Origin of the sequence: Candidatus Koribacter versatilis Ellin345 (genome assembly GCF_000014005.1) — a bacterium.
GTDB classification, from domain to species: Bacteria; Acidobacteriota; Terriglobia; order Terriglobales; family Acidobacteriaceae; genus Korobacter; species Korobacter versatilis_A.
Window position 1 is genome coordinate 622,672 of the sequence record NC_008009.1, and the last position, 23,968, is coordinate 646,639.

A 23,968-nucleotide genomic window follows, 5' to 3' on the forward strand; every position below is an offset into this window, starting at 1 on the left:
GAGAGAACTAGCCGGCAGCGCGCATCACGCGCGTTTCGGTGCGTCGCACCGTCTGCACGCCGACGACGGGATCGACCACGATGGTTAGTTCCTTGCTGCAGGTTCCGCAGAGCCAGAAAAATTCGTCGCGTGTCGGTGGTTTGGGCGCGTCACTCGCGACAGTTGCAGCCGCGCGCAAAGAAGCGCCGGCGGGTACCTGGAACAATTTGCCATCGCGAAGGTAGCGGAAGACCGAAGAGCAATTCGGATTAGCGCACTTGGACATCATGGAAAGCTCCGGATACGAGCAGAAATTCGGGGAGAAGAAACTGCGGTCTTGCGCTAGCTTCGATTTCAGATGCGGGAACTCCGTCCCGAGTTCGTTCCTGCTGAGAAAATTGTAGGGAGAAATCCGGCAGCTACTCTGGATTTCTGCGCGCCATATATCGCCACAGCACCGGAGCATCGTGTCGCGAGCGTTGGTCAACTCCGGAACGAGCAAGGGCCAGCGCGGCGGCGGATCGGTGAAGGTTTGTTATAATCACAATGTCTTCGAAGCCGAATTATTCCCGCCTGCGGCTTCGGGTTGTCGGGGAGTGGCTCAGCCTGGTAGAGCACCTGGTTCGGGACCAGGGGGTCGGAGGTTCAAATCCTCTCTCCCCGACCATTTAATTCCAACAACTTAGCTCTCTTCGGCCGTAAGTTTTTACGGTTACCGACTCGTGTCTGCAGGTCTATTCACGCAGGCGCGTAGCGCTACGATCGCTCGCCCGAAATGGGTAGGGTGAACGAGAAGACGGACCCCTGGCCGATCTGGCTCACCACAGTCAATGTGCCGCCGTGGGCTTCGATCAGCACTTTACTGATTGCCAGACCCATACCCGTGCCGGCGGCGGCGTAACGCTGTTTTTCTCCGCGATAGAACTTGTCGAAGATGAGCGTCTGCTCGAAGCTGTCGATCCCCGGTCCCCGATCGGCCACGCTGGTCACTATGAAGTCGCCCTTTAATTCCGCGCTGATGCGAATGGGTGTGTCGTTCTCCGAATATTTCGCGGCGTTCTCGACCAAGTGAGTAAGGACCTGCCGGATGCGATCGAAGTCGGCATACACCGGAGGCAAGCCTTTCGGCAATTCAACGGTGACCGGATGTTTGCGTAGTGTAGAGATTTGCTCATCAAGGACGGTCTCGACAACTTCGCTCAACGCAAATTGCCGTCGTTGCAGGGTGATCACTCGCGAATCGAGACGCGCCATTTCCGCAGCTTCGCCAACCAATCGGTTCAGCCGGTCTGTTTCTTCGTTGATGATCGTCAGCAATTCCGCGCGCGCAGCGGCGTCCGCGAGAGAACCCTCGAGCAGCGTCGTTACACTCGCCTTGATGCTGGTAAGTGGCGTGCGGAACTCATGTGTTACTGAGTCGAGTAGCGCAGAGCGCAGTTGTTCGCTCTCGCGTGCGGCACGGCTGGTTGCCAGTTCGTCCACGGCGCGAGTGCGTTCGATGGCGGTGCCGACCAGACTGCCAATTGCGTCCGCGGTTTGCCGCGGAATCTCCAATCCCTTAATTGCCAGCGCGCCAACCGAGCGCACGCCAAGCCGCACCGGGAAGTAATTCACGCCGTTTTGTTGGGTGCTTTCGCCGCGGGCAAGAGTGTTTCTCAGGGTTTCCGCGTCAATCGAGACGTCGGCAGTCGAGCGGTAAATAGTTGGCTTTACGTTTGAAATAAGCGCGACCCCTGAGCCGCCAAACGATTCGAGAACGAACACCGGTATCGCATTCATCAGTTCCGGAACGGTTTCAACCGTCAACAATTTCTGGCTCAGGTCGTAGAGATGCTCGACGTTTTGGCGTTGCTCTGTAGCTTTCTCAGCTTCATTGCGTGCGCGTTCCGCGAGATTGCTAGCGACGACTGCGGTAACAAGGAAGGCGAGAAGCGCGATCCAGTTCTGTGGATCGGCGATAGTGAAGGTGCCGACTGGCGGCAGGAAGAAGAAATTGATTGCCGCGGTTGCGAGCACCGAGAGAGCCATCGCGACCCTAAATCCCCAGAACGCCGCGGTAAGCAAAACCAAGATGAGAAACGTGAGGGCGACGGTGGTGGGATTAGCCGGAACGTGGCGATATATGAAAACGACTGCGACGAGGACGAGTACGACGACAACGTACCGTCCGAGCTGTCTTGCGCTCGATCTCACGGCTGCATTTTACGCCAGACGAAAAACGGTATATAGAATACGCAACGATGCAGAAGACTCCCGATCAGTGGCTGGACGAGGTCTCACCGGAAAAAAAGGTGGGCCTGCTGAAGTTGTTCCTTGGCTATGCGCCGGGCGTCGGCAAGACCTACTCGATGCTCAGCGAAGCGATTCGACGCATGAGCCGAGGCGAAGACGTGGTGATTGGCGTGATTGAAACGCATGGGCGCCGCGCCACTGCCGAGCTGTCCTCGAAGCTCGACATCATTCCGAAGAAGCAGCTTGAATACAAAGGCACCGTCTTTCAGGAGATGGATGTTGACGCGATCCTCGCGCGCAAGCCACAGGTTGTGCTCGTGGACGAACTCGCCCACACCAACATCGACGGCAGTAAGCACCGCAAGCGCTACGAAGACGTGCTGGAGCTGGTGGACGCCAACATCGACGTGCTGACGACGATGAACGTGCAACACATTGAGAGCCTCGGACCAAGTGTGTTGCAATTCACAGGGATCCAGGTGCGCGAAACCGTCCCCGACTGGCTGATGCAGCGCGTTGACGAGATCGTTCTAGCCGACGTAACGCCGCAGGCGCTGGAAAAACGCATGAAACGCGGTGATGTGTATCCCACCGACCGAGCCGAGCGCGCGTTATCGCATTTTTTCCGTCCGGGAAACCTTATCGCACTTCGAGAACTCGCGCTTCGGCAGGTTACGCAGGTAGTGGACCGCAGTCTTGATGCGTATCTCGCGAAAGAGAACGTCGAGCAGGCGCCCGCAGTTCGCGAGCGCATTGCGGTCTGTGTCAGTTCGAATCCTGCTGCGCAGTATTTGGTCGCCCGGGCCTCTCGCATGGCGCACGCGATCGGCGGCGAATTTTATGTAATTTACGTGGACGTTGGTCGCGACACCGATCCCAAGGACCAAAAGTCGCTTGCCGAGAACATTCGTTTCGCTGAGAACCTCGATGCTAAGGTTCTGCGGACGAAAGGGAAGAGCGTTGCGGAAGAGGTAGCCAAGGTCGTAAAAGAAAACCACATTACACAGATCATCTTCGGTCGGTCGGCGCGTACGGGCTACCAAAAATATCTCTATTTGTCGGCGATCCATAAGTTTCTGCGTGATGCACCGTCGGTCGATGTGCATATCGTCACCCAGGAGGCCCGCTGATGATCGCGCGCATTCTCGTAGTTGACGACGAACAGCAAATCACGCGGGTACTGCGCACCACGCTTTCGGCGAAGGGCTACGAGATACGCGTTGCCAACGATGGCGAAACCGCCTTCGAGATCATGAAGGACTGGGTGCCGGACCTCGTCATTACCGACATCTCCATGCCCAACATGGATGGCCTTGCGCTTTGCAAGGAACTACGTGCGCGTTCGCAGGTGCCGATCATCGTGCTCTCGGTGAAGGAAGACGAGCGAACGAAGGTCAAAGCGTTGGATCTTGGGGCGGATGATTACATCACCAAACCGTTCAACATCAACGAACTGCTGGCGCGCATTCGTGCGAACCTGCGGCGGGCACCGGTTGCGGAGATAGCGACGATCCTGGAGCTCGGAGATTTTGTGATCGATACCGCCGCGCACCTGGTCAAAGTCAGGGGTACCGAAGTCCGACTCACTCCCAAAGAATTTGATCTGCTGCTCTACCTCGCGCGGCATCCCGGCAAGGTTGTGCCGCACCGGACGCTGCTTTCGTCGGTATGGGGAGCGGACCACGCTGAACAATCCGAATACCTCCGCGTTTTCGTCGGACAGCTCCGCAAAAAAATCGAAGGCGAAAACAGCAATAAGCGCTACATCCTCACCGAGCGCTGGATCGGCTACCGCTTTATTCCCGAAGGCGAACCCATCGCCGCCTAGCCGTCTTTACGAACTCCTTACGTGCGCCTTAGGGCACCTTTATGCCTGAAGGATTCGAATAGAACTTGCGCAGTCATGCGGAGGTTCTTCGTGCCGGTGCTTGTCGTCGTTTCCGTTTGCGGGTTGGTATTTATCGCACGCTTTTTCTTCGCGCTCTGTCAGGAGCCGAAGAGTTCGAGATCCACCCACGTGTGGTTCATTCGTGCCCGCATGCACCGGATCATCTCGGAGAAGCGGCATGATTCCGCACAGAAGCGTGCTGCGTAAGGGGTCAAGGAGAACTATGAGTATCGGAGACACAGCAGTTGAGGCTTTTGCGGAAAACGCCGCAGCGCGCTTGACGTTCCTGGAATTATCGGACGACCAAAAGTCAACCAGCGGCGAACTCTTGTGCGACTGGAGTTCTGGCGGCACCGAAGGCCGCGAGTGCGGCTGCTGAGGGTACGGGAGACTCACATGCAAGACCTGATTTACATCGCCATCACTCTTCTGTTCTTCATTGCGGCCGTTGCATACGTGCAGTTTTGCGAACGGGTGAGATAGCTGACCATGAATCTTGAAACGCTCGTCATTCTCGCTGTTTGTGCGCTACTCGGCGTTTACCTGGTTTACGCCTTGCTTCGTCCGGAGAAATTCTGATGTCGGCCAACGGTTGGTTCCAAATCCTGTTGTTTCTCGGATTGATCCTCGCGGTCACGAAGCCACTCGGTGTCTTCATGGCGCGGGTCTTCAACCGAGAGCGTACGTTTCTCGATCCGGTATTGCGACCCATTGAACGGCTGATCTATCGCTGTACCGCGGTGGACGAATCGCAAGAGATGAAATGGACCGAGTACGCCATCGCTATGCTGCTGTTCAGCGCGGTCTCGATGCTCATGCTCTACATCATGCAGCGCGTGCAACTTCATCTGCCATTCAACCCGCAGAAATTCGGCGCCGTCGATCCCGCACACCTGGCGTTCAATACTGCGGCGTCTTTCACCACGAATACCAACTGGCAAGCGTATAGCGGCGAAGCGGTGATGAGTTACTTCACGCAGATGGCGGGTCTGGCGTACCACAACTTCATGTCTGCCGCTGTGGGCATCGCGATTGCGATTGCGTTCATTCGCGGCATCGCGCGTCGGCAGTCGGAAACGATTGGCAATTTCTGGGTTGATATGACGCGTGCGGTGCTGTGGGTACTGTTGCCCTTCTGCATCATGGGTGCACTGGCGCTGGTTTCGCAGGGCGTGGTGCAGAACCTCAAACCGTACGACACGGTGAAACTTGTGGAGCCGCAGCAGGTCACAACCACCGGTGCCGACGGAAAGTCGAGCACGCAAACGATCACCACGCAGACCATCGCCCAGGGGCCGGTTGCTTCGCAGGAAATCATCAAGGAGTGGGGCACCAACGGTGGTGGTTTCTTCAATGCCAACAGCTCGCATCCGTATGAAAACCCGACGCCGCTTTCGAACCTGATCGAGATGTTCTCGATCTTCGCGATCTCCGCGGGACTCACCTACACGCTGGGCCGTATGACAGGTTCACAGCGCCACGGTTGGGCCGTGTGGGGCGCGATGGCTGCACTCTTCCTCGTTGGAGTGAGTGTTGTTTACTGGGCGGAAGCCAGCGGCAATCCTCTGCTCGCCGGGGTTGATCAGCACACGAGCGCGATGCAAGCCGGCGGCAACATGGAGGGCAAGGAAGTTCGCTTCGGCATCGCGAACACCGCGCTCTTTGCCACCATCACCACCGATGCAAGCTGCGGCGCCATCAATGGATGGCACGATTCGTTCACGCCACTTGGTGGCATGGTGCCGCTCGTAAACATCATGCTGAGCGAAGTGATCTTCGGCGGCGTGGGAGCGGGAATGTACGGCATGCTGATTTATATCGTGCTCGCGGTGTTCATTGCGGGCTTGATGGTCGGACGCACTCCGGAATATCTCGGGAAAAAGATCGAAGCCTACGACGTGAAGATGGCAATGCTGGTTGCACTCATCTTCCCGCTCATCATCCTGGTTTTCTCTGCAATTTCCAGCGTCAAAACATTTGGCACGGGCAGCATTCTTAACCCCGGTCCACATGGCTTGTCGGAGATTCTCTATGCGTTTGTATCCGGTACGGGCAATAACGGGTCCGCATTTGGTGGCCTCACGGTAAACACGCCCTGGTACGACGTCGCTATCGGCATCGCGATGCTTGGTGGGCGTTTCCTGATGATCATTCCGATGCTGGCGATTGCCGGCAATCTGGCGAAGAAGAAATACGTACCGGCATCTGCTGGAACTTTCCCGGTCACAACGCCTTTGTTCTCGGTGTTGCTGATCGGCACCATCATCATCATCGGCGCGCTGACGTTCTTCCCAGCACTCAGTCTTGGGCCCATCCTGGAGCACCTCCAGATGCATGCCGGAAAGGCGTTCTAGTCATGTCCCCAACCCAACGCAAATCGCTCTGGGACCCGAAGATCGTACGTCGCGCCTCGCTTGAGGCACTGATCAAGCTCAACCCGAAGAAGATGACGGGCAATCCCGTGATGTTCGTCGTGGAAGTTGGCAGCGTGATCACTACGGCGCTGCTCGTCGTTCATCCGCACACGGCGTTCAAGTTCAATCTGCAAATCACATTGTGGTTGTGGTTCACCGTGCTCTTTGCGAACTTTGCGGAAGCGATGGCGGAAGGGCGCGGGAAAGCGCAGGCCGATACGCTCCGCAAAGCCCGGAGCGAAACCATCGCGCATCGCTTGCTGCCGAACGGCAACACCGAAGAGATCGCAAGCTCGAAGCTGCGAGCCAACGACATCGTCCTTGTCGTCGCCGGCCAGATGATCCCTGGCGATGGAGAGATCATCGAGGGTGTCGCCTCGGTTGACGAGTCAGCGATCACGGGTGAATCCGCGCCGGTCATTCGCGAATCTGGTGGCGATCGCTCGGCGGTTACTGGCGGCACACGTGTCCTCTCCGATCAGATCAAGGTGAAGATTACGTCGAACCCCGGTGAGACTTTCCTCGATCGCATGATCGCGCTGGTGGAAGGCGCAGAGCGTCAGAAGACGCCGAACGAGATCGCGCTTAACATCCTGCTTGCAGGATTGACGATCATCTTCTTGCTCGCGGTCGTCACGTTGCAGCCGTTCGCGATCTACTCCGGAGCGCAGCAGACGATCTTCGTCCTTGTCTCGTTGCTCGTTTGCCTTATCCCGACAACGATCGGCGGATTGCTCTCCGCAATCGGCATCGCCGGCATGGATCGCCTGGTGCAGCACAATGTGCTTGCAATGTCGGGGCGCGCGGTGGAAGCCGCGGGTGACGTGAACACTCTGCTACTCGACAAGACCGGCACGATCACGCTGGGAAATCGCCAGGCGTCGAAGTTCATGCCGGCGCCCGGTGTGACCGAAGCCGAACTTGCCGATGCGGCGCAGCTCTCCTCGCTCGCCGACGAAACTCCCGAGGGGCGTTCCATCGTGGTGCTCGCGAAAGAGAAGTACAATCTTCGCGGTCGCGAGCTCGGCAATCACGAAGCACACTTCGTTCCGTTCACGGCACAAACCCGCATGTCGGGCGTGAATCTCAATGGTTTCGAGATCCGCAAGGGTTCGGTGGACGCCATCGAGCGTTATCTCGTCGACAACTCCAAGCCCATTCCTGATGAGGTAAAGGCCACGGTCGAGCAGGTTGCGCGTACCGGCGGCACGCCACTGGTTGTTGCGGAGCGAAGCCGTGGCGCACTTGGCGTAATCGAGCTGAAGGACATCGTTAAGGGCGGCATGCGCGAGCGCTTCGATCAACTCCGTGCCATGGGCATTCGCACCGTGATGATCACCGGCGACAATCCGCTTACCGCCGCTGCAATTGCGCGGGAAGCTGGTGTGGATGACTTCCTGGCGCAGGCCACGCCGAAAGACAAAATGGACCTCATCCGCAAAGAACAGGCTGACGGCAAACTCGTGGCGATGACCGGCGACGGCACCAACGATGCGCCCGCGCTTGCGCAAGCTGATGTTGGCGTTGCCATGAACACTGGCACGCAAGCTGCGAAAGAAGCCGGCAACATGGTGGACCTCGATTCGAACCCGACAAAGCTGATCGAAGTCGTCGAGATCGGCAAGCAATTGTTGATGACCCGCGGCGCCCTGACGACGTTCTCCATCGCGAATGACGTCGCAAAATACTTTGCCATTATTCCCGCGATGTTTGCCGCAACCTTCCCAGTGCTTCAGGCCCTGAACGTCATGCGTCTCAAGACGCCGGAATCGGCAATTCTTTCGGCCGTGATTTTCAACGCGATCATCATCATCGCGCTCATCCCGCTAGCACTGCGTGGCATCAAGTACCGCCCCATGGGCGCTGCGGCCATGCTACGCAGAAACCTGGTGATCTACGGTGTGGGCGGCGTAATTGTTCCGTTCATCGGAATCAAGCTCATCGACATGCTCATTACTGCAGCGCGTTTGGCATAGGTGCACCATGAAAAAGAACCTCATCACCTCCGTACTCATGACCGTCGTGACCACCGTGTTACTCGGCCTCGTTTATCCGTTACTTATCACCGGCTTGGCGCAGGTTTTCTTCAAGGACAAAGCCAACGGCCAGATCATCAGCGCGAACGGCCACGCGATCGGCTCGCGCATCATCGGGCAGCCATTCACGGGCCCCGCCTATTTTCACTCGCGTCCGTCTGCCGCAGGTAATGGCTACGATGCTTCGAACTCCGGCGGCACGAACCTCGGCCCAACGAATCAGAAACTCGTAGATCGCGTGAAACAGGATGTCTCCGCACTGCAGCCTGAAGCGAACGGCAAGCCGATTCCGGTGGACATGATCACGACATCCGCGTCAGGACTCGATCCGCACGTCACGCCTGCGAATGCCGAATTTCAAGTTGCTCGTGTCGCGCGGGAGCGCGGGATGAGTGAAACCCAGCTGCGGCAACTCGTCGCCAGGCACACGGAAGGGCGCCAAGTCGGTTTCCTTGGCGAGCCGCGCGTCAATGTTCTCGAACTTAATCTCGATCTCGACGGTACTCAGCCGATGCCCACGCCAAGGTAAGACAGCAGCGTCTGCCGGAATTCTGTCCCGAAGTACTGGTTCGCACCAATTAAATACTGGTTATCTCAACCCTCGATCTGATCGAAAGGGATAGGCATCGATGCGCGTTTATCGAATCTTGCAATTGTTTGTGTGTGTCGCAATCCTGACCTTCTGTGTTCACGCCCAAGAGACCGTCTTCAATGTTCCCAGCGGCGACATCCTTGATCGCAGCAAAGTCTATGGCGAGTTGGATTTTGGTTATATGCATTCCACTGGCATCGCCAGCTTCACCCCGCGCGTGGTGGCCGGTATGGGGCATCGCATCGAAGTCGGCGTCAACTTCAACGGTCTGAACAATTCTGACTTTCCGCAACTCATCCTCTCGCCCACCATCAAGTGGAAGGCCTATGACGGCGGCAAGAATGGCTGGTCGTTTATGGTCGGCGACAATCTCTTCTTCCCGGCCTACAACAAGACGTACGATGCCGGCAATTACGTGTATGCAGAGTTTGTGAAGACCTGGCACAGCGGCACGCGCGCCACCTTCGGCGGCTACCACTTCACCGCGGACGTCGTCTCGTCCGGTCAGCGGGCCGGTGGGCAATTTGCGTTCGAGCAGCCGATTAACAAACGTCTTACGGCCGCGGTGGATTGGTATACGGGGGCCCAGTCGTTGGGCTACGTCACGCCCGGCGCGGTGGTGAAAGTCACTTCGAAGCTCACGTGGTACGCCTCGTATCAGATCGGCAACTCCGGCGTTTCCCAGGGCAATCACCAGTTCCTTACTGAACTCGGCTGGAATTTCAATTAGCCGGAGGGAGTCCAGGCGGTAGCGTGCTATCCGTTTTTCCGAACTGCGGACTCGGCGCGCCGCCCATCGTGAAGACGATCGTTCCACCATGCGCAATATCGGCATGGCGGAACCAGATCTTGTCATATGGCTCACCGTTCAGGGTGATGGACTGAATGTACACATCGGCTGGCGATGTGCGCTTCACCTCGATCCGCAGAATTGTTTTGTCGCGCAACTGAATCTCAGCGCGGTCAAACAACGGTGAGCCGAATACGTAGTTGCCACTTACGGGATCCACAGCGTAGAAGCCGAGCGCGCTCATGACGTACCAGGCGGACATTTGCCCGCAATCCTCATTGCCGGCGAGTCCGTTGGGCTGATTGTCATATTCCATTTCGAGTAGCCGCCGGACGAGCGCCTGCGTTTTCTGAGGCGCCGACGCGTAGCAATACAGGTATGCCATGTGATGGCAAGGCTCGTTGCCATGCGCGTACTGGCCGACCATACCGGCGATGTCGGGTGGCGCGTCGGGAGGAAGCTGCGAGTTCTCCGTAAAGAGTTTGTCGAGTTTAGCGACGAATGCTTTGCGTCCGCCGAACAGCTCCATGTAGCCGCCGACGTCGTGTTGCACGGTGAACGTTGTCTGCCATGGATCGGACTCGGTGTAATCGCGCCATTGTTTGGAGTGGCCCATCTCGTTCGACGTGAACGGCTCAGACCACTCGCCGTTTTCCAGCTTCGGTCGAATGAAGCCGACGCTCTTGTCGAAGAGGTGCCGATAATTGTGCATGCGTTGTAACAGTAGCTTTTCATCGGCAGACGCGCCGGCCGCGCGTGCAATTTGTGCCACCGCCCAGTCGTTATACGAGTACTCGACCTGCTTGCTACACGACTCTTCTTCCTTGTCGCATGGGATGTAGCCGAGCTTCCGATAGTAGGGCATGCCGCGATAATCATCGTCCATCGCGCGGCGACGCATTGCGGGATAACATTTCGCGAAATCGATGCCGCTGAACCCTTTGACATACGCTTCCGCAATCACCGATGCCGAGTGATAGCCGGTCATGGTTCCGGTTTCCTTCGCTTGCAGCGGCCACACCGGCGGCCCGGCGGGACTCTCTTCGCACATCCTAATCAGACAATTCACGAAATCAGGCACCCGGTCGGCGAGCGCCAGCGTATAGAGCGGATGCGCCGCGCGAAATGTGTCCCACAACGAAAACGTACTGTAGTTGTGCGCGCCCTTTGAGAGTTGATGGACCTTGCCATCCATGCCGCGGTATTGCCCATCCACGTCATCGAAAAGCGTGGGCGCGACCATGGTGTGGTAGAGGCTTGTATAAAAGATCTCGCGTTGCCGCGCATCCTTGGTCTCAATGCGGATCCGCGCGAGCGACTTCCTCCACGATTCATGCGCCGTGCGGCGAACGCCGTCGAAATCCCAGCTCGGAATCTCGCTCTCGAGATTTTTAAGGGCGCCTTCTGTACTGACCCCGCTTAGCGCCGTCTTGACGAAGATCGGCTTCCCGGCCGCAGTTTGATAGTGCACGAGCAGTTTGAGGATATTCCCTCGCGTTTCGCGACCATCCACTTTTTTGTCGTCGGAAAACAGTTCCACTGAAGCGAATGGTTTCGAAAATTTCATCGCGAAGTACAGCTCGCGGCCTGTGGCCCATCCGTTGATCGAGCGCCCGCCGACGATCGTATCGGGCCCTGTAACTTTCAACTCCGCCCACTCGATGACCTTCGGATCGATACCGATCACGTGCGCGAGATCGAGGATGAAGTGACTCGAGTCGCTCGCTGGGAAGGTGTACTTGTGCATGCCCACGCGTTCCGTGGCGGTGAGTTCAGCGCGGATGTTGTAGTCGCGCAGAAGCACGGAGTAGTAGCCGGGTGTCGCGGTTTCATCCGCGTGGCTGAAGCGTGAGCGATAGCCTTCGCCGGGATTTTCGCGCGAGCCAGGCACCAGCTTCGCGGAGCCGGTGCCAGGCATGAGCAGGAAGTCGAGCATGTCGGCAGCGCCTGTTCCACTCAGGTGTGTATGGCTGAAGCCCATGATCGAGGCGTCGGAATGGTGATATCCGGAACACCAGTCCCAGCCGTCGTTATAGGTGTCTGGGCTGAGCTGCACCATGCCAAAGGGAACTGTCGCGCCGGGATATGTATGCCCGTGGCCGCCGGTGCCAATGAAAATGTTTACGAAGCGGGTGAGGTCATCATCAGAAGATTTGGGAGCGCTGCTTTGTGCCATCAGCGGCAAATCAGGCGTGCGAAGAAAGGGAAGCAGTGAGAGTCCGCGCAGGAAGGTTCTTCGATCGAACAAGGGGCCTCCGGGATCGGTGCTGGACGAGCGTCCGGCAATTGGCGGCTACCATCTTACGGATTCATGACGGTTGTGAATAGGAGTGGCAGCAAGAAAGGCCCGAGTGTAGGACTCGGGCCTCGAACGATGCACGGAACTATTTTGTCCAGTTTGGAACCGCGCCGGGCGTCCAGGGTGCCCCTGCCGCGTTCATCTGTTTCTGCAGGTTCGCGAAATCAACCTCGACCAGTTGGTGCAGTTTCGCGAGCGTGGTTGTGAACTCGTCGGCTGTAACCTCGTAGGCATCCAGGTCGGTTTGGGTTGGTTTCACGATTGCGAATCGCGTGTCCCCCATCACACTCTCCACGCGATCGCTGATGGAAGCCAACGTGTTCTCGTTTCGCGCCCGCAAAACATTGTCGCCGCGCAGCGTTCGCAGTAGATCGTTCGTCTGCTGCGTGAGCCGATCGGCTGACTCAGTCAAACTCCGGTCCGCACCAGGCGCTAGTTTCAGCGCTTCGTGTACCTCCCTGAGATGCGCCTTTAGCTCATCGGCAGACTTCGCTGCACCCTGGACCGCCCCGTAGAGTTTGCCCAACTTTTGTTGGAAGTCGGTGAGTGCCTTCCGGTCGACGTCCGGCATTTTGTTTACGCCATCAGCGAAAACTTCAAACGTCTGCGGCTCGCCGAGTTCAGTCGTCACGCCGCGGATGCGCTGAGCCAATCGGACCGTATACGTCCCGGGCATCACGACTGCGCTGTTCGGAATGTTGAAGCCTTCGTCCTCTTCCCCACGCGGCTGCGGAAGCGTTGGCTCGGAATAGTGGAAGTCCCACGCGACGCGGTGCATCCCGGGCGCATTTTCGCCCTCGATACGACGGACTGCGTTTCCGGCCGCGTCGTACACGGTAAGGAACACTTGCGGCGCGGATTCTTCGGCTTCAGTGCGCAATTCGTCGTTGCTCGGATACTTAAAGGACTGCTTGTTTTTCTCCGCGTCTTTCTCAGCTGCCTGCCGCTGCTCCTTCAAGCTCTTGGATTTCTCTTTGAGGTAGTAAGTGAACGTCACGCCATACGGCGGATTCGGCGCGGTGTAGAACGACTCACCTTGTGTCGCCTTGCCATCACCTCCCAAAAGGAAACTCGGCAGGTACAGCATCGTGCGTCGTGGCGGGAAGAGCAGAGCGGGCTTGCCGACTTTCTCCGCCGACATCCCGCGCAGCGGCGAGATGTCGTCAAGGACGTAGAAGCCGCGCCCGAAGCTCGCCAGCGCGAGATCGCCTTCTCGCTGCTGGATGACCGCGTCGTGAATCGATGTCGTCGGCATGTCGCCAGTGAGCTTGATCCACTTCGCGCCGCCGTTCGAGGAGAAGAAGACGCCAAACTCAGTTCCGACGAACAGCAGGTTGCGGTCAATGGAGTCTTCGGCGATCGCCATCACCTGTCCGCGCTCCGGCAAATTTGCGACGAGAGATGCCCACGTCTTTCCAGCATCCGTAGACTTCAACAAATACGGCTTGAAATCGGAATTCTTGTGATTATCGAACGCCGCGTAAACGGTGTTTACATCGAATCGCGACGCGATCAACCGGCTGACGTAGCTGTTGTCTGGCACGCCGATGAAGTGATCGAATTTCGTCCATGAGCCGCCGCCATCATGGGTGACGTGAATGAGTCCGTCATCGCTGCCTGCATAGAGCAAGTTTTCGTCTTTAGGCGATTCAGCGAACGCGACGATGTTCCCGTAGAACTCAGTTGACGCATTCTTTGCCACCGCGTCCGGGCCCCAAACCTTGCCCATCACTGGCAGCGTGTTGCGATCAATTTGTCGGCTCAGATCAGGGCTGATGAATCGCCAGGTATCGCCGCGATCATCGGAGCGATAGATCCGGTTAGCCGCGAAGTACAAACGTGTGTGCTGATGGAACGAAACGTAGATCGGAGAATCCCAGTTCCAGCGGTTGGGCGGTCCGTCTTTCGGATCTTGCGGTTGAACGCCGACGAAGTTGCCGGTTGCGCGATCGAAGCGAATCAGTCCGCCATTCTGTGACTCTGCGTACACCGTGTTTGGATCGGCGGGATCTACCTGCGAACGGAAGCCATCGCCGCCGGCTGTCATGAACCAGTCGGTGTTGATGATCCCGGACGCGCTGCGCGTGCGCGCCGGGCCTCCCATGCTCTGGTTGTCCTGCGTGCCGCCGTACACGTAGTAGAACGGCTCGGAGTTATCGACGGCTACGTCGTACATCTGTGCGAGCGGGAGATTGGCCTTGTAGTTCCAGGTCTCGGCGCGGTCCCACGATTCATACACGCCACCATCGCACCCGACGAGATAATGCCGCGTGTTATCGGGATCAATCCAGATCGCGTGATTGTCTACGTGCTTGGACTTGGTTGGCAGCGGCTTCAATGTCTTCCCGCCGTCGTCACTGACCATGATCGCGAAGCCCATCTCATAAATGCGGTCGACGTTCTTGGGGTCGGCGACGATTTGCGCGTAGTACATCGCAGTGTTGTCGTACGGATTGCGCTTCTCCCATGAAGCGCCACGATCGCGTGAGCGGAAGATGCCGCCTTTGCCTTCGGCCGCTTCAACCGTGGCGTAGACAACGTTGTTGTCCACTGGCGAAATCGCAATGCCAATGCGCCCCATATCCACGCTCGGCAGCCCGTTCTTCAACTTGTTCCAAGTCGCACCCGCGTCGGTGGATTTGTAGAGCGCCGATTCAGGACCGCCATCAATCAGCGTCCACACGCGACGTTGGCGCTGGTACGCCGCGGCGTAAAGCACATCGGGATTCGATGGATCTTGTGCGACATCGGTCACGCCCGTGTTCTCGCTGATGATGAGCACGTTTTTCCACGTCTTACCGCCGTCGGTGGTTTTGTAAAGCCCACGATCGCCGCCCGGTCCCCACAACGGGCCTTGCGCCGCGACATACACAACGTTGGAGTCGCGGGGATCGATCACGATCCGGGCAATGTGCTCCGATTTCTCCAGTCCAACTTTCTTCCAACTCTTGCCGCCATCTTCACTCTTATAAAGACCGTCACCATAGCTCACACTGCGCTGCGAATTCAGTTCGCCCGTACCGACCCAGACGACGTTCGGATCTTTCGGATCGAGCGCGATCGCTCCAATCGAGAACGAGCCCTGGTCATCGAAGATCGGATCGTAGGTTGTGCCGGCATTCGTTGTCTTCCAAACTCCGCCGGAAGCAGAGGCCACGTAATACGTGCTCTTGTCGTTCGGATCCACGGCAAAAGCAATCACGCGTCCCGAGAAAATTGCCGGTCCGATGTTGCGCAGCTTCAATCCGGCGAATGTGCCCTCCGAGAAAGGATCCGCGGGCTTCTTCGGTTCCTCCGTTTTGTTCTTTTCCGCAGCTTTTTTGTCGGACTGCTTCTTCTGGTCAGGTTTCGAAGCTGGGGGTGTGGTTGCAGCGACGTCGCTATCGCCCTTCTTCTTACCTTTTTCTTTCGTGGTCTGGGCGGAAGTCGGAGAGGGAGTCGGCTGGGAATCCTGGGCCGAAATGAATGTTGTCGTGAATAGGAGTGATACGAGTGAAAGTGTGGTGAGTGAGCGCGAAAAGAGTGCCACCGAGTCTCCTGCTTGAGTAGTCGTGCGAAGCGCTTGATTGCAGCGTTCTCTACAATTCACGAGAGTAGAAGAAATTGCAAGCTGCTCCCGACCGAGAAGATTCAATTCGTCCCGCTCTCCAAGGTCTCGGCGATTTCCAATATCTTCATCACGCTGTTGAAGTTGCGGGCTGTGGCAGTCTTCTTCAAGGTTCGATCGAGAACCGAGCGTAGGTCTGAGCGCCCGATTCCATCGGGAAAGTAAATGTAGATTTCGCGCCCTTTGAAGTGGACCTCTTCGATCTTCTCCGTGCCGTTCAGCTTTGTTCGGACTTCCTCCAAGGGCTCAGACAACAGGAAGTGCACCAGCATTCTGTCGGGCGGAACATCTTTTCGCTTTTTGAACGGATTGGCAGCGACAACCGCGCGCAATTCATCGGCTGTCCGCAACATGATCTCAGGTCGAAAGCCGAACTTCTTCTCGATCGCGTCGCCGATCTTTTTCGCGAGCGCGGCCTCATTCGTCTCAGGGCAGCGGAAGATGACGTTTCCGCTCTGGATGAACGTCTGTGCACCTTCAAACTTGAGCTTGGTGCACAGTGCGCGCAACTCTTCCATCTTGATCTTGTTATAGCCGGTGACGTTTACGCCGCGCAGCAGGCAAATGTAAACAGGCATGGCACGGGAGTATAGCGCGCCTAGTCTCCAGCGTGATGGAGTTGCTGGCGACGCTTCTTCCACTCATCGGTGGCGAAGATGCGTGGCCCAAGCTCGATCAGGCGCGGCAGCATCTGGAAGACAGAAATCGGCGTCCAGGGATCGCCGTTTCGCGTGCGATAGCCGCGGCGGTTCAGCTCTTCGGCGATAGTCCAGTACGGCCCCTCTTGGACTGTCATGTCCATCATCAGGATGAGCGCTTGCCACTCGTTGGGATTCAATTCGAGCGAAGCAGTTTCCGGCTCTAGACGCATGCCAAAAGGTGGCTCCTCGCGCACCGGTGCTTCGGCGTCGACTTCGCGCTCCCATTCGACGGCGACCATTCGCCAGCCGCTGTCGGCGCGTTTTTGAATCTGGGTGGTATCCACCGGGCCCTGAATTGCCTGACGTTCGCGTTCCGTGCGCTTGGACATAACTCCCCCGGCAGTGATGTGCAACAGGCAAGCCGCACGTAAGCTGCCAAGCGATCGCGTTTGTCGCTCAACAAGTTAGGGGTTCCGGGACGCCGCCGCCTGTCCGAGGCCGAAACGACGATGTGCGGAAATGGGCATTAGTGGACGGAGTAGGGGCTCTCGCCTTCGTAGCTTTGGCCGTACTTATTCTTATGACCTTCGGCGAGGCTGGGCGATTCCGTCAGGGTGATCCGAGAAACCTCTGGTGCATCGGCTGAAATCGTCACACGGCGCGAAAGGGTCTTGAGATCCTCGGGGCGCGTCCGCTCGTACCACACACCGAGCTCGTACTCGCCCGCTGGTAAGTCGAGGCTGTATTCACCCTTCGCATTGCTGGTGTCGTAGTACGGGGTCTTGAGAGCGAGCACGATGGCGCTCATTTCAGGATGAATGTTGCAGAAGATGTACGAAGCCCCGGGCCGGTTGAAGTGCACCATCTTCGACGATCCGCTCTCGTACAGTCCAAGATCGAAGGGTGTGCCTTCATATACCGAGAAGACGTTGTGGAAGAACGGATCTTTGTTTGGGAATTCGACCGCCGCGCCCACCGGAACGATCAATAGATGCGGGCTGAAGCGCTTGTTCTGCTGCGTGAGCCGATATTGTTTCGGGGCGGGAGGAGGGGCCGGCGTTCCGCGCGGCACGAACCACACCACCACGTTGGAAGCGTCCTTGGCTGGTCCTTTCTTGCCGGTGATCTCGACGCGTCCGGTCACGTGCACCGTCTGTGCGAAGCCGCAGGTTGCGAAAATGCACACGACCAGCAGGCTCCGCCAGCTTCGAAACCCCATTAGAAGATCACTCCTACACCTAGATTGACGTGCTCGGCCGTATCTCGTTGGCCGCTGAATTCGACGCTATTCAGGTGGCGGTACTCGAGCGAGAACATAAGGTTCGATCGAGGCCGCTGGATCACATTGAACATAGTAGTCCAGTTCCGCAAATACGGGCGGTACGAGTATGGTGCGTTGTCCAGCCGAAGGTCAGCCGCAAATGGACTGTCTTCGCCGAAGGCCGCGTTAATTTCCCACTTGGGAGCAGGCTTGTACTTAAGCTGCGACCATCCCCCAATGCTGTTGACCGGATAGACGTGGGTCAGCGGATCGCTTAGGTAACCGTCCATCACCGCCGTCGTCCCGATGCCGCCCCAAAGACCGCCCACCGCGCGCCCACGGTAGAAGGCGCCGCTATCTTCGAAATAACGCCCCAGTGCGACCTTCCAATCGAGCGTTGCCGCCCAACCGTCAACCGTTCGGTTGAAGTCGAAGTCATGACGCGCATAATAGCCGCCAAACCCGATCGATGATTTTTCTGTACCGCTTCCGAAATCGAAACTCTGGCGCGCCGCAAACGCCGGAACGCGCGACCGTTCCCCAGATTCCGGATACCGGCCAAAGGAATCCCCGGGCAGTTCGCCACTAAGGGGATCAAGCATGCCAAATTGCAGCTTGGTTGATAGGCTCTCCGACGGTTTCCATCGGCGCTCGGCGACGATTTGTGGTGTCCAGGTCCAGAGATTTCCGGAATACCCAAAGCTAGGCGTTCCGATAGTTGCGAGAGAGGTCGGCGAATACGGTGAGATAAACGGTTTGTCTTGGCCGACGCTCAACGACCAGTTCTGCCAGTCGAGTTGGGCCTTCGCGACCTTCATGCGCACGATGCCCATCGCAACGCCATCAAGCGTATTCGGGAATCCACCCATGAAGTCGAATTGCATTGAGGCAGACGTGCGTGCACCCGCCAGGTCAGGACCGAAGAGGTCGAGGTTAATGAACGTCTGGCGCATGGTGGCTGAAATATTTCCGCCGGAGTGTCCAGGTGTGTGCCCTTCGGCGAGCATCGGAACATCCTGATCGTCCACTTCGCCGCGAGTTCCCGAGGCATTGAACAGCACCATCCCAGAAAGACGTACGCGATATTTCGATCCGCTCTCAACCTTCGTCTGGTATTGCTGGTCAACTCTCGTCGACAGCAGCGCCTGCTGCTCTTGCAGAGTGGTCACACGGTCCGCGAGTTCGGTTGAGGTCGGAGTGGTCTCGGGCGAGGCCGAGGGAGTATTGCTCGGCGGCGCGTTCGTCGCGCGCAGAGAGGCTACCTCTGTTTGCAGAGCCTGGATCTGCCGCTGCGACTCCTTAAGCTCGCTACGCGTCTCCTGAAGCGAGGAGACCACATCTCGCAACTGTTGTTTCAACTCCTGGAGGTCGGGGTCCGTTGTGGCGTTTTGTTGCGCCAGCGACGTGCTGACACAAAAGAGTAGTGCAGAGATGGTAACCGCCATTCGACGCATATTTCTCTCCGGAGTGCTGGGAGTCCCGCCTTTTTAGCATTATGCGCGGACGCATTCAACCAGCAATGGGTGGTTACTTCCTGTATCTTGTGCCGCCACGGGAGGTCAGCTACTCTGCCATGCAGTCGGAGTACGAATGCCTTCCAGCTCTCCTGTTGAGGAATCACAGGCACAATCAGCGTCTCGCGAGGAGATACGCAAGTTCTCTGGCGCATCGTTGCGCGCCAAATTCATGCTCGCCATGGTGCTCGTCACCAGCGGTCTCACCATTGGTGCGTTGGTAATCGTCCGCGCCCGAGTGACGCAACATATCCAGGAACAAGTCCAGCGCGACCTGAAGAACTCCTCCGAGTACCTTCGAAGTTACGAGGGACGCCGTGCCGAGCTCGTTGACCGCATGGCCAAGCTCGTCGCCGATACACCCTTGCTCAAGGCGCTCCTTACCACTCGCGACGCCGCAACGATCCAAGACGGCACGAAGAGTATTGCCGCCGTTTCTGGTGCACAGCTTTTTGTTGCGACTGATCCGGGGGGAAAAATTCTCGCCTCCCACGGAACCCAGGCATCAGACCGCGCGCAGATCGAGAAATCGATCCAGGCAAGCATGCAAGCCGGTCGGCAACGCGATTGGTGGTTGGTCAACGGACATCTTTACGATGTTGTTCTGACTCCTGTCTCCGCCGGAGCAGGCGCTGAGACGCTCGACGTCGGCATGCTCGCCTGTGGATTTGAAATCGATCCGAACCTCGTTCGGGAAATCGCTAGCCTTACCGATGCCGACGTGGTCGTCCGCTACAAGGATTCAATTATCCTGAGCACTCTGCCCACGGGTGCGGATACCAGCGAAGTTCGAAAGGTTCAGGCGGCTGGAGTTCACGACATCCGAGTCGGCGATGAGCGATTCTTGCTGACGGAAGTCATCCTCGGTCAGGAAGCGTCGAGTCCGATTCTCGTGCTGCTCAAGTCTTATGACCGCGCGACGGCATTCCTCACCGTGCTGAATTGGATCGTCATCTCCATCGGTCTGATCGCGGTGCTCGCTGGTTTGGGACTGGCCTATGTCATTTCCAACCGATTCACCATGCCGCTCCGCGAGCTTCTTACCGGCGTTCAGGCGCTGCAAGACGGAATGTACGACTACCCGCTGGAAGCGCGGGGAAATGACGAAGCCGCGCAACTCACGGATGCCTTCGCGCGTATGCGGACAGCGCTCCAGACATCCCAGGAGCAACTCCTGCGTTCCGCTCGTATGGAAGCCCTTGGGCGTCTCGCCGGCGGCGTCGCGCACGACTTCAATAACCTCATCACCATCATTAGCGGTTATGGCGAACTCGCGCTCGACAAGTCGAGCGGCGATCCGCAATTGACTTCTTTCATTCAGGAAATCCGCAAGGCGGGCGAACGGGCTACGGGATTGACCCGTCAACTTCTCGCCTTCAGCCGCAAACAGGTGTTGCAGGCCCAGCCCCTGGACCTCAATGCCATTCTCAGCAATATCAATAAAATGCTGCGCGTGCTCGTCGGTGAAGATGTGCAATTGGTGATCGTGCAGGGCGCTGGAATGCCAACCGTGATGGCCGATCCCGGGCAGATCGAGCAGGTCATTATGAACCTGACGGCAAATGCTCGCGATGCCATGCCCGGCGGCGGAACACTGGGGATGACCACAAGCGTCCAGTCTGGCGACGCCCTTACCGTTCCCTCTGGCGAAAAAGCAGCTGAGCGTTACGTTGTCCTTGCCATTAGCGATACGGGCACGGGCATGACTCAGGACACGATCAAGCACATCTTCGAACCATTCTTTACGACCAAGGCTCCGGGTAAGGGAACTGGCCTCGGACTGGCCACGGTATACGGCATCGTGCAGCAGAGTGGCGGATTTTTGGAAGTGCAGAGCGAACTCGGCAAAGGCACAACTTTCCGCGTCTGTCTGCCAGCAGTCGAAACCAAACCCAAGACCGTTGCCGACGTCGTCGTGGCCGCTCCGAAACAACGCGCGTCGGGCGTGATCCTGGTTGTCGAAGATGAGGAACCGGTTCGCCGGTTGGCGATTGCCGGTTTACAAGAGCGCGGCTATACCGTTCTTGCAGCCGCGAATGGCCGCGAAGCGCTCGCCGTAATCGCAGCGCAAAATCGGCCCGTAGACCTGATCGTCACCGATGTCATTATGCCGGAAATGGGCGGTCGTGAATTGTTCGACGTGCTCAAGCGCGACTATCCCGGCGTTAAAGTTCTCTTCATGTCGGGATACACGGATCGCTCGCTCGCGGAGCTAGGCGCGGAGTTGGAAGCCTCTTTGATGCCAAAGCCATTTACGCCGACAGCGCTCGCGCAAAAAGTTGGTGACATCCTCGAGCCGAACAAGGCTCGAACCGAAGTCAAGATCTCTTAATTGCTATACGCGAAGCCCGACGCATGCCGCTTCCGTCCCCGTGTGATCGAGTGTGCCAATCACGTGCTCGAGTTCATGCCGGTCATCCGATTCCATCTCGCGATATACGACAGCCATGCCAACTCCGGGATGCGAAGTGGCAACAATGCCGGTGCCATAGATCGGGTGATCATCAATTTCGAGCTTAAAGCGAACGTCGGTGTTGATCGGCCATGGGGCAAACGTCGAGACGTAAAAGCCCCCGAGCGATATATCGCCGAGGTGACCCCAACAGCGTCCGTTCGTGTGGTCAATCAGGTCGGCGCTGCCGTCTACGGGATAGCGTGCGTACTTCCTTGTTGATTCCATCTAAATCAGGCCTTTCTCCGCAGCTGGGATTCTGCTGGTAAGGGCTTCGGGGCCTTATGCGAAGGAAGTCTACATCGCATTCTGCCGTGCCGGGAGTACCTACTCCGTCGAGATCGGAAACGGCAGTGTATGTACCTTCGTGTCGCCGCTGGCCCGTCGTTCCAGGTTCTTCAACAGCGCTTCGAACTCATCGTGATACTCCGGATAGATCTCGGTGAAATTGATCCCCAGGCCTACTCCGGGATGGCAGGTAGCCACGATCCCGCGCCCGAAGATGTTGGCTGAACCGGAGTCGATCTGGATCTCGACCTCGGTGCCGACGTCCCACGGTTCTGCGCCATGTAAATAACATCCGGTGCGCGATATGTCGCCAAGATGTCCCCACAGCCGCTTAGTCGTCTCCGGGACGTGGATCTCAACGCCACCATGGCAGGTGTAACGCGGATGCTGACGAGTATTGTCCATGTACTGCCCGTGTCCTTTCTGCCGTTCCAAGTCCAGCGAGCGCACCACCGCCCAACTGCAGCCGGGACTTTATCGCGAATCGACCCCGCCGAGACAGCTTTCACGAGTATCGATAGTAATCAAAAGTCACCTGATTTTCCCAGCGCGGGAAATTTCGTACACTAGACCGCACTTCTCATGAGCAGTCAAGTGCAACCCGCGCCGGACGCCAATCCGAAGTCCCAAGACCCACCAACGGGCCGTTTGGGTGTTACCCTCCTTGGCTTTGGCTCATTCGCTTTGGCGGCTGCAGAAAGCCTTTGTGTTGCGGCGGTTGGATTAAGTGGCATCCGGGTTGCTATCGGGATGAGTTCGCTGATTTCGGCGACCGCCGCTGGACCCGCGCACGGATTTCATCGCAATTTCCTCCGGATATTGTTTCTGGTCGCGGGAGGGATCGGCTCGACGCTTGTTTTGTTATTGGTTTGGAACGAAGGACGCATGCGCAAGAATCCCGCCGCGGCCTGGCGTTTGCAGCCGCTCACAGCTCAACAAAAGCGCAGCCGGCGAATTCAGGTCGTCTTGTCGGTCGTGTCGCTATTACTGATCGCCGCGGAAGTTCTGACCCATCCGTGGTTCCACCACGAACTCTAAGCCTCAGCTCCGGGTGGTGCGGCCTCAATCAACTCCGACAACCGATTGTGCAGACGGTCGCTGTAGCCGACGGGCAACTCGAACGTCCGCTCGTCGGCGACGAGCACCAGTATGTTCCGCGTGGAGTCGAGCACTGCGGCGCAGTGTCGGCAGTGGGCGAGGTGGTTTTCGATATCGGCACGCACTTTCGCATCGATTGTGCCCTCGATGTAATTCGAGATCTCGCGCCAAACGTGCTTGCAACTTAGAACCATGACGCGCCCGCCCCCTTTCTCAGAAACCCGAACAGTCCACCACGGCCCGTCTGCAGCATGGGTGCAAGGAACTTTTGCATCATCAACCTTGCCCGCAACAGGCGTACTTTCACGAGCCCTTCCGCGATTCCCAACGCTTTTGCCGACTCTGCAATGCTCAGTTCCTGCACGTCGCGTAGCACGAACACCTCGCGATAGATGTTCGGCAATTCGCGGATTGCCCGCCGGATCATCTCGCGAATTTCTTTGCGCTCCAGCGTCTCGGTTGCTACCTCCCGCCAATCGGCGATGACTGCCGGCGTAAAGTCTTCGTCGGGATCCGGAGATTCATCGATCGATGTAAATGGGATTACTCTTTCGTGCCGCAGGCGTCCACGAGCTTCGTTCAGCACAATGCTCGCGAGCCAAGTGCTGAATTTCGACTCGCTGCGAAACGAATGCAATGCCCTGTACGCCTTCATCAACGATTCCTGGACAACATCCTCAGCCTCTTCTGCGTTGCGTAACAGCGAAAACGCCGAGAAATACAGGCTCTTTTCGTAGGGCCGGATCAACTCATGAAAGAGTTCACGCTCGCCCGCCAGGACCCGGCCGATCATCGCCGACTCGCGACACGCGATCTCGTCTGCTGCCTCCCCGGACTTCAATGGCTGGGACAAACTGCAAGTCTCCGTAAATCCAAG

The 23,968-nt window shown here is 57.6% G+C and carries 22 protein-coding genes and 1 tRNA gene; 11 read left to right on the forward strand and 12 right to left on the reverse strand.

Going from position 1 to position 23,968, the window contains the following annotated elements; genetic code table 11:
- Window positions 1-7: 7 nt before the first annotated feature.
- The gene (locus ACID345_RS26540) at window positions 8-268 is read right to left on the reverse strand and encodes a hypothetical protein (RefSeq protein WP_148209994.1); all 261 of its coding nucleotides are present in this window, start codon (window positions 266-268) and stop codon (window positions 8-10) included.
- Window positions 269-569: 301 nt separating this feature from the next.
- On the opposite strand from ACID345_RS26540, the gene ACID345_RS02585 reads away from it, so the two are divergent.
- Window positions 570-646, forward strand: a tRNA-Pro gene (locus tag ACID345_RS02585).
- Window positions 647-735: 89 nt separating this feature from the next.
- Here ACID345_RS02585 and ACID345_RS02590 read toward each other — a convergent pair.
- Window positions 736-2,172, reverse strand: coding sequence for a sensor histidine kinase (locus ACID345_RS02590; protein ID WP_011521314.1), 1,437 nt, complete (start codon window positions 2,170-2,172; stop codon window positions 736-738).
- Between the two features lie 47 nt (window positions 2,173-2,219).
- Here ACID345_RS02590 and ACID345_RS02595 point away from each other — a divergent pair, with 47 nt between their 5' ends.
- From ACID345_RS02595 to ACID345_RS02625, 8 genes are all read left to right on the forward strand, one after another.
- On the forward strand, window positions 2,220-3,341 hold the full coding sequence (locus ACID345_RS02595) for a universal stress protein (protein WP_011521315.1): 1,122 nt from the start codon (window positions 2,220-2,222) through the stop codon (window positions 3,339-3,341).
- The gene (locus ACID345_RS02600; protein ID WP_011521316.1) at window positions 3,341-4,039 is read left to right on the forward strand and encodes a response regulator transcription factor; all 699 of its coding nucleotides are present in this window, start codon (window positions 3,341-3,343) and stop codon (window positions 4,037-4,039) included. Before ACID345_RS02595 ends, ACID345_RS02600 begins: the two co-directional genes overlap by 1 nt.
- 283 nt (window positions 4,040-4,322) lie before the next feature.
- Window positions 4,323-4,478 carry a hypothetical protein gene (locus tag ACID345_RS26800; RefSeq protein WP_187148928.1) on the forward strand — a complete coding sequence of 52 codons (156 nt, stop codon included), beginning with the start codon at window positions 4,323-4,325 and terminating at the stop codon, window positions 4,476-4,478.
- A 110-nt stretch (window positions 4,479-4,588) separates the two neighbouring features.
- Window positions 4,589-4,678 (forward strand): K(+)-transporting ATPase subunit F, encoded by a 90-nt coding sequence (gene kdpF / locus ACID345_RS26175; RefSeq protein WP_083763651.1) that lies wholly within the window; start codon window positions 4,589-4,591, stop codon window positions 4,676-4,678.
- Window positions 4,678-6,453 carry a potassium-transporting ATPase subunit KdpA gene (gene kdpA / locus ACID345_RS02610; RefSeq protein ID WP_011521317.1) on the forward strand — a complete coding sequence of 592 codons (1,776 nt, stop codon included), beginning with the start codon at window positions 4,678-4,680 and terminating at the stop codon, window positions 6,451-6,453. The genes kdpF and kdpA overlap by 1 nt, the downstream gene beginning before the upstream one ends.
- Before the next feature lie 2 nt (window positions 6,454-6,455).
- Complete coding sequence (gene kdpB / locus ACID345_RS02615) at window positions 6,456-8,489, forward strand: potassium-transporting ATPase subunit KdpB (protein ID WP_011521318.1); 2,034 nt, start codon at window positions 6,456-6,458, stop codon at window positions 8,487-8,489.
- Window positions 8,490-8,496: 7 nt separating this feature from the next.
- Window positions 8,497-9,078, forward strand: a complete 582-nt coding sequence (gene kdpC, locus ACID345_RS02620; protein WP_011521319.1) for a potassium-transporting ATPase subunit KdpC — start codon at window positions 8,497-8,499, stop codon at window positions 9,076-9,078.
- 100 nt (window positions 9,079-9,178) lie between these two features.
- Window positions 9,179-9,871, forward strand: a complete 693-nt coding sequence (locus tag ACID345_RS02625; RefSeq protein ID WP_011521320.1) for a hypothetical protein — start codon at window positions 9,179-9,181, stop codon at window positions 9,869-9,871.
- Here ACID345_RS02625 and ACID345_RS02630 read toward each other — a convergent pair.
- The 6 genes from ACID345_RS02630 to ACID345_RS02655 all read right to left on the reverse strand — a co-directional run bounded on the left by ACID345_RS02630 (window position 9,864) and on the right by ACID345_RS02655 (window position 19,193).
- Complete coding sequence (locus tag ACID345_RS02630) at window positions 9,864-12,179, reverse strand: GH92 family glycosyl hydrolase (RefSeq protein WP_011521321.1); 2,316 nt, start codon at window positions 12,177-12,179, stop codon at window positions 9,864-9,866. The two genes, ACID345_RS02625 and ACID345_RS02630, sit on opposite strands and share 8 nt — an antisense overlap.
- Before the next feature lie 136 nt (window positions 12,180-12,315).
- Window positions 12,316-15,759: a VPS10 domain-containing protein gene (locus ACID345_RS02635; protein WP_011521322.1), complete on the reverse strand. Its 3,444-nt coding sequence runs from the start codon at window positions 15,757-15,759 to the stop codon at window positions 12,316-12,318.
- 101 nt (window positions 15,760-15,860) lie between these two features.
- The gene (locus ACID345_RS02640; protein ID WP_011521323.1) at window positions 15,861-16,415 is read right to left on the reverse strand and encodes a DUF1697 domain-containing protein; all 555 of its coding nucleotides are present in this window, start codon (window positions 16,413-16,415) and stop codon (window positions 15,861-15,863) included.
- 20 nt (window positions 16,416-16,435) lie between these two features.
- Window positions 16,436-16,867, reverse strand: a complete 432-nt coding sequence (locus ACID345_RS02645; RefSeq protein ID WP_011521324.1) for a recombinase family protein — start codon at window positions 16,865-16,867, stop codon at window positions 16,436-16,438.
- 137 nt (window positions 16,868-17,004) lie between these two features.
- Window positions 17,005-17,697, reverse strand: a complete 693-nt coding sequence (locus ACID345_RS02650) for a hypothetical protein (RefSeq protein ID WP_011521325.1) — start codon at window positions 17,695-17,697, stop codon at window positions 17,005-17,007.
- Entirely contained in the window at window positions 17,697-19,193 is a 1,497-nt protein-coding gene (locus ACID345_RS02655; protein ID WP_011521326.1) for a hypothetical protein, read from the reverse strand. The genes ACID345_RS02650 and ACID345_RS02655 overlap by 1 nt, the downstream gene beginning before the upstream one ends.
- 136 nt (window positions 19,194-19,329) lie before the next feature.
- Here ACID345_RS02655 and ACID345_RS25055 point away from each other — a divergent pair, with 136 nt between their 5' ends.
- Window positions 19,330-21,585, forward strand: a complete 2,256-nt coding sequence (locus tag ACID345_RS25055) for a hybrid sensor histidine kinase/response regulator (protein WP_011521327.1) — start codon at window positions 19,330-19,332, stop codon at window positions 21,583-21,585.
- A 3-nt stretch (window positions 21,586-21,588) separates the two neighbouring features.
- On the opposite strand, the gene ACID345_RS02665 is transcribed toward ACID345_RS25055, so the two are convergent.
- Both ACID345_RS02665 and ACID345_RS02670 read right to left on the reverse strand, forming a co-directional pair.
- Window positions 21,589-21,933, reverse strand: a complete 345-nt coding sequence (locus ACID345_RS02665; RefSeq protein WP_011521328.1) for a PilZ domain-containing protein — start codon at window positions 21,931-21,933, stop codon at window positions 21,589-21,591.
- Window positions 21,934-22,032: 99 nt separating this feature from the next.
- Complete coding sequence (locus ACID345_RS02670) at window positions 22,033-22,398, reverse strand: PilZ domain-containing protein (RefSeq protein ID WP_011521329.1); 366 nt, start codon at window positions 22,396-22,398, stop codon at window positions 22,033-22,035.
- A 177-nt stretch (window positions 22,399-22,575) separates the two neighbouring features.
- Between ACID345_RS02670 and ACID345_RS26545 the strand changes: the two genes are divergently transcribed.
- On the forward strand, window positions 22,576-23,031 hold the full coding sequence (locus tag ACID345_RS26545) for a hypothetical protein (protein WP_011521330.1): 456 nt from the start codon (window positions 22,576-22,578) through the stop codon (window positions 23,029-23,031).
- Here the strand turns inward: ACID345_RS26545 and ACID345_RS02680 are convergent.
- Both ACID345_RS02680 and ACID345_RS02685 read right to left on the reverse strand, forming a co-directional pair.
- The gene (locus ACID345_RS02680) at window positions 23,028-23,285 is read right to left on the reverse strand and encodes a zf-HC2 domain-containing protein (protein ID WP_041855373.1); all 258 of its coding nucleotides are present in this window, start codon (window positions 23,283-23,285) and stop codon (window positions 23,028-23,030) included. The genes ACID345_RS26545 and ACID345_RS02680 overlap by 4 nt on opposite strands.
- The gene (locus ACID345_RS02685) at window positions 23,276-23,944 is read right to left on the reverse strand and encodes a sigma-70 family RNA polymerase sigma factor (protein ID WP_011521332.1); all 669 of its coding nucleotides are present in this window, start codon (window positions 23,942-23,944) and stop codon (window positions 23,276-23,278) included. Before ACID345_RS02685 ends, ACID345_RS02680 begins: the two co-directional genes overlap by 10 nt.
- Between the last annotated feature and the right edge of the window lie 24 nt (window positions 23,945-23,968).

What these genes read in the sequence shown, in the direction of transcription:
- ACID345_RS26540 (WP_148209994.1), bottom strand. Translation starts at nt 268, where the DNA reads ATGATGTCCAAGTGCGCTAATCCGAATTGCTCTTCGGTCTTCCGCTAC.
- ACID345_RS02595 (WP_011521315.1), top strand. Translation starts at nt 2,220, where the DNA reads ATGCAGAAGACTCCCGATCAGTGGCTGGACGAGGTCTCACCGGAAAAA.
- ACID345_RS02600 (WP_011521316.1), top strand. Translation starts at nt 3,341, where the DNA reads ATGATCGCGCGCATTCTCGTAGTTGACGACGAACAGCAAATCACGCGG.
- ACID345_RS26800 (WP_187148928.1), top strand. Translation starts at nt 4,323, where the DNA reads ATGAGTATCGGAGACACAGCAGTTGAGGCTTTTGCGGAAAACGCCGCA.
- kdpF (WP_083763651.1), top strand. Translation starts at nt 4,589, where the DNA reads ATGAATCTTGAAACGCTCGTCATTCTCGCTGTTTGTGCGCTACTCGGC.
- kdpA (WP_011521317.1), top strand. Translation starts at nt 4,678, where the DNA reads ATGTCGGCCAACGGTTGGTTCCAAATCCTGTTGTTTCTCGGATTGATC.
- kdpB (WP_011521318.1), top strand. Translation starts at nt 6,456, where the DNA reads ATGTCCCCAACCCAACGCAAATCGCTCTGGGACCCGAAGATCGTACGT.
- kdpC (WP_011521319.1), top strand. Translation starts at nt 8,497, where the DNA reads ATGAAAAAGAACCTCATCACCTCCGTACTCATGACCGTCGTGACCACC.
- ACID345_RS02625 (WP_011521320.1), top strand. Translation starts at nt 9,179, where the DNA reads ATGCGCGTTTATCGAATCTTGCAATTGTTTGTGTGTGTCGCAATCCTG.
- ACID345_RS02640 (WP_011521323.1), bottom strand. Translation starts at nt 16,415, where the DNA reads ATGCCTGTTTACATTTGCCTGCTGCGCGGCGTAAACGTCACCGGCTAT.
- ACID345_RS02645 (WP_011521324.1), bottom strand. Translation starts at nt 16,867, where the DNA reads ATGTCCAAGCGCACGGAACGCGAACGTCAGGCAATTCAGGGCCCGGTG.
- ACID345_RS02650 (WP_011521325.1), bottom strand. Translation starts at nt 17,697, where the DNA reads ATGGGGTTTCGAAGCTGGCGGAGCCTGCTGGTCGTGTGCATTTTCGCA.
- ACID345_RS02655 (WP_011521326.1), bottom strand. Translation starts at nt 19,193, where the DNA reads ATGCGTCGAATGGCGGTTACCATCTCTGCACTACTCTTTTGTGTCAGC.
- ACID345_RS25055 (WP_011521327.1), top strand. Translation starts at nt 19,330, where the DNA reads ATGCCTTCCAGCTCTCCTGTTGAGGAATCACAGGCACAATCAGCGTCT.
- ACID345_RS02665 (WP_011521328.1), bottom strand. Translation starts at nt 21,933, where the DNA reads ATGGAATCAACAAGGAAGTACGCACGCTATCCCGTAGACGGCAGCGCC.
- ACID345_RS02670 (WP_011521329.1), bottom strand. Translation starts at nt 22,398, where the DNA reads ATGGACAATACTCGTCAGCATCCGCGTTACACCTGCCATGGTGGCGTT.
- ACID345_RS26545 (WP_011521330.1), top strand. Translation starts at nt 22,576, where the DNA reads ATGAGCAGTCAAGTGCAACCCGCGCCGGACGCCAATCCGAAGTCCCAA.
- ACID345_RS02680 (WP_041855373.1), bottom strand. Translation starts at nt 23,285, where the DNA reads ATGGTTCTAAGTTGCAAGCACGTTTGGCGCGAGATCTCGAATTACATC.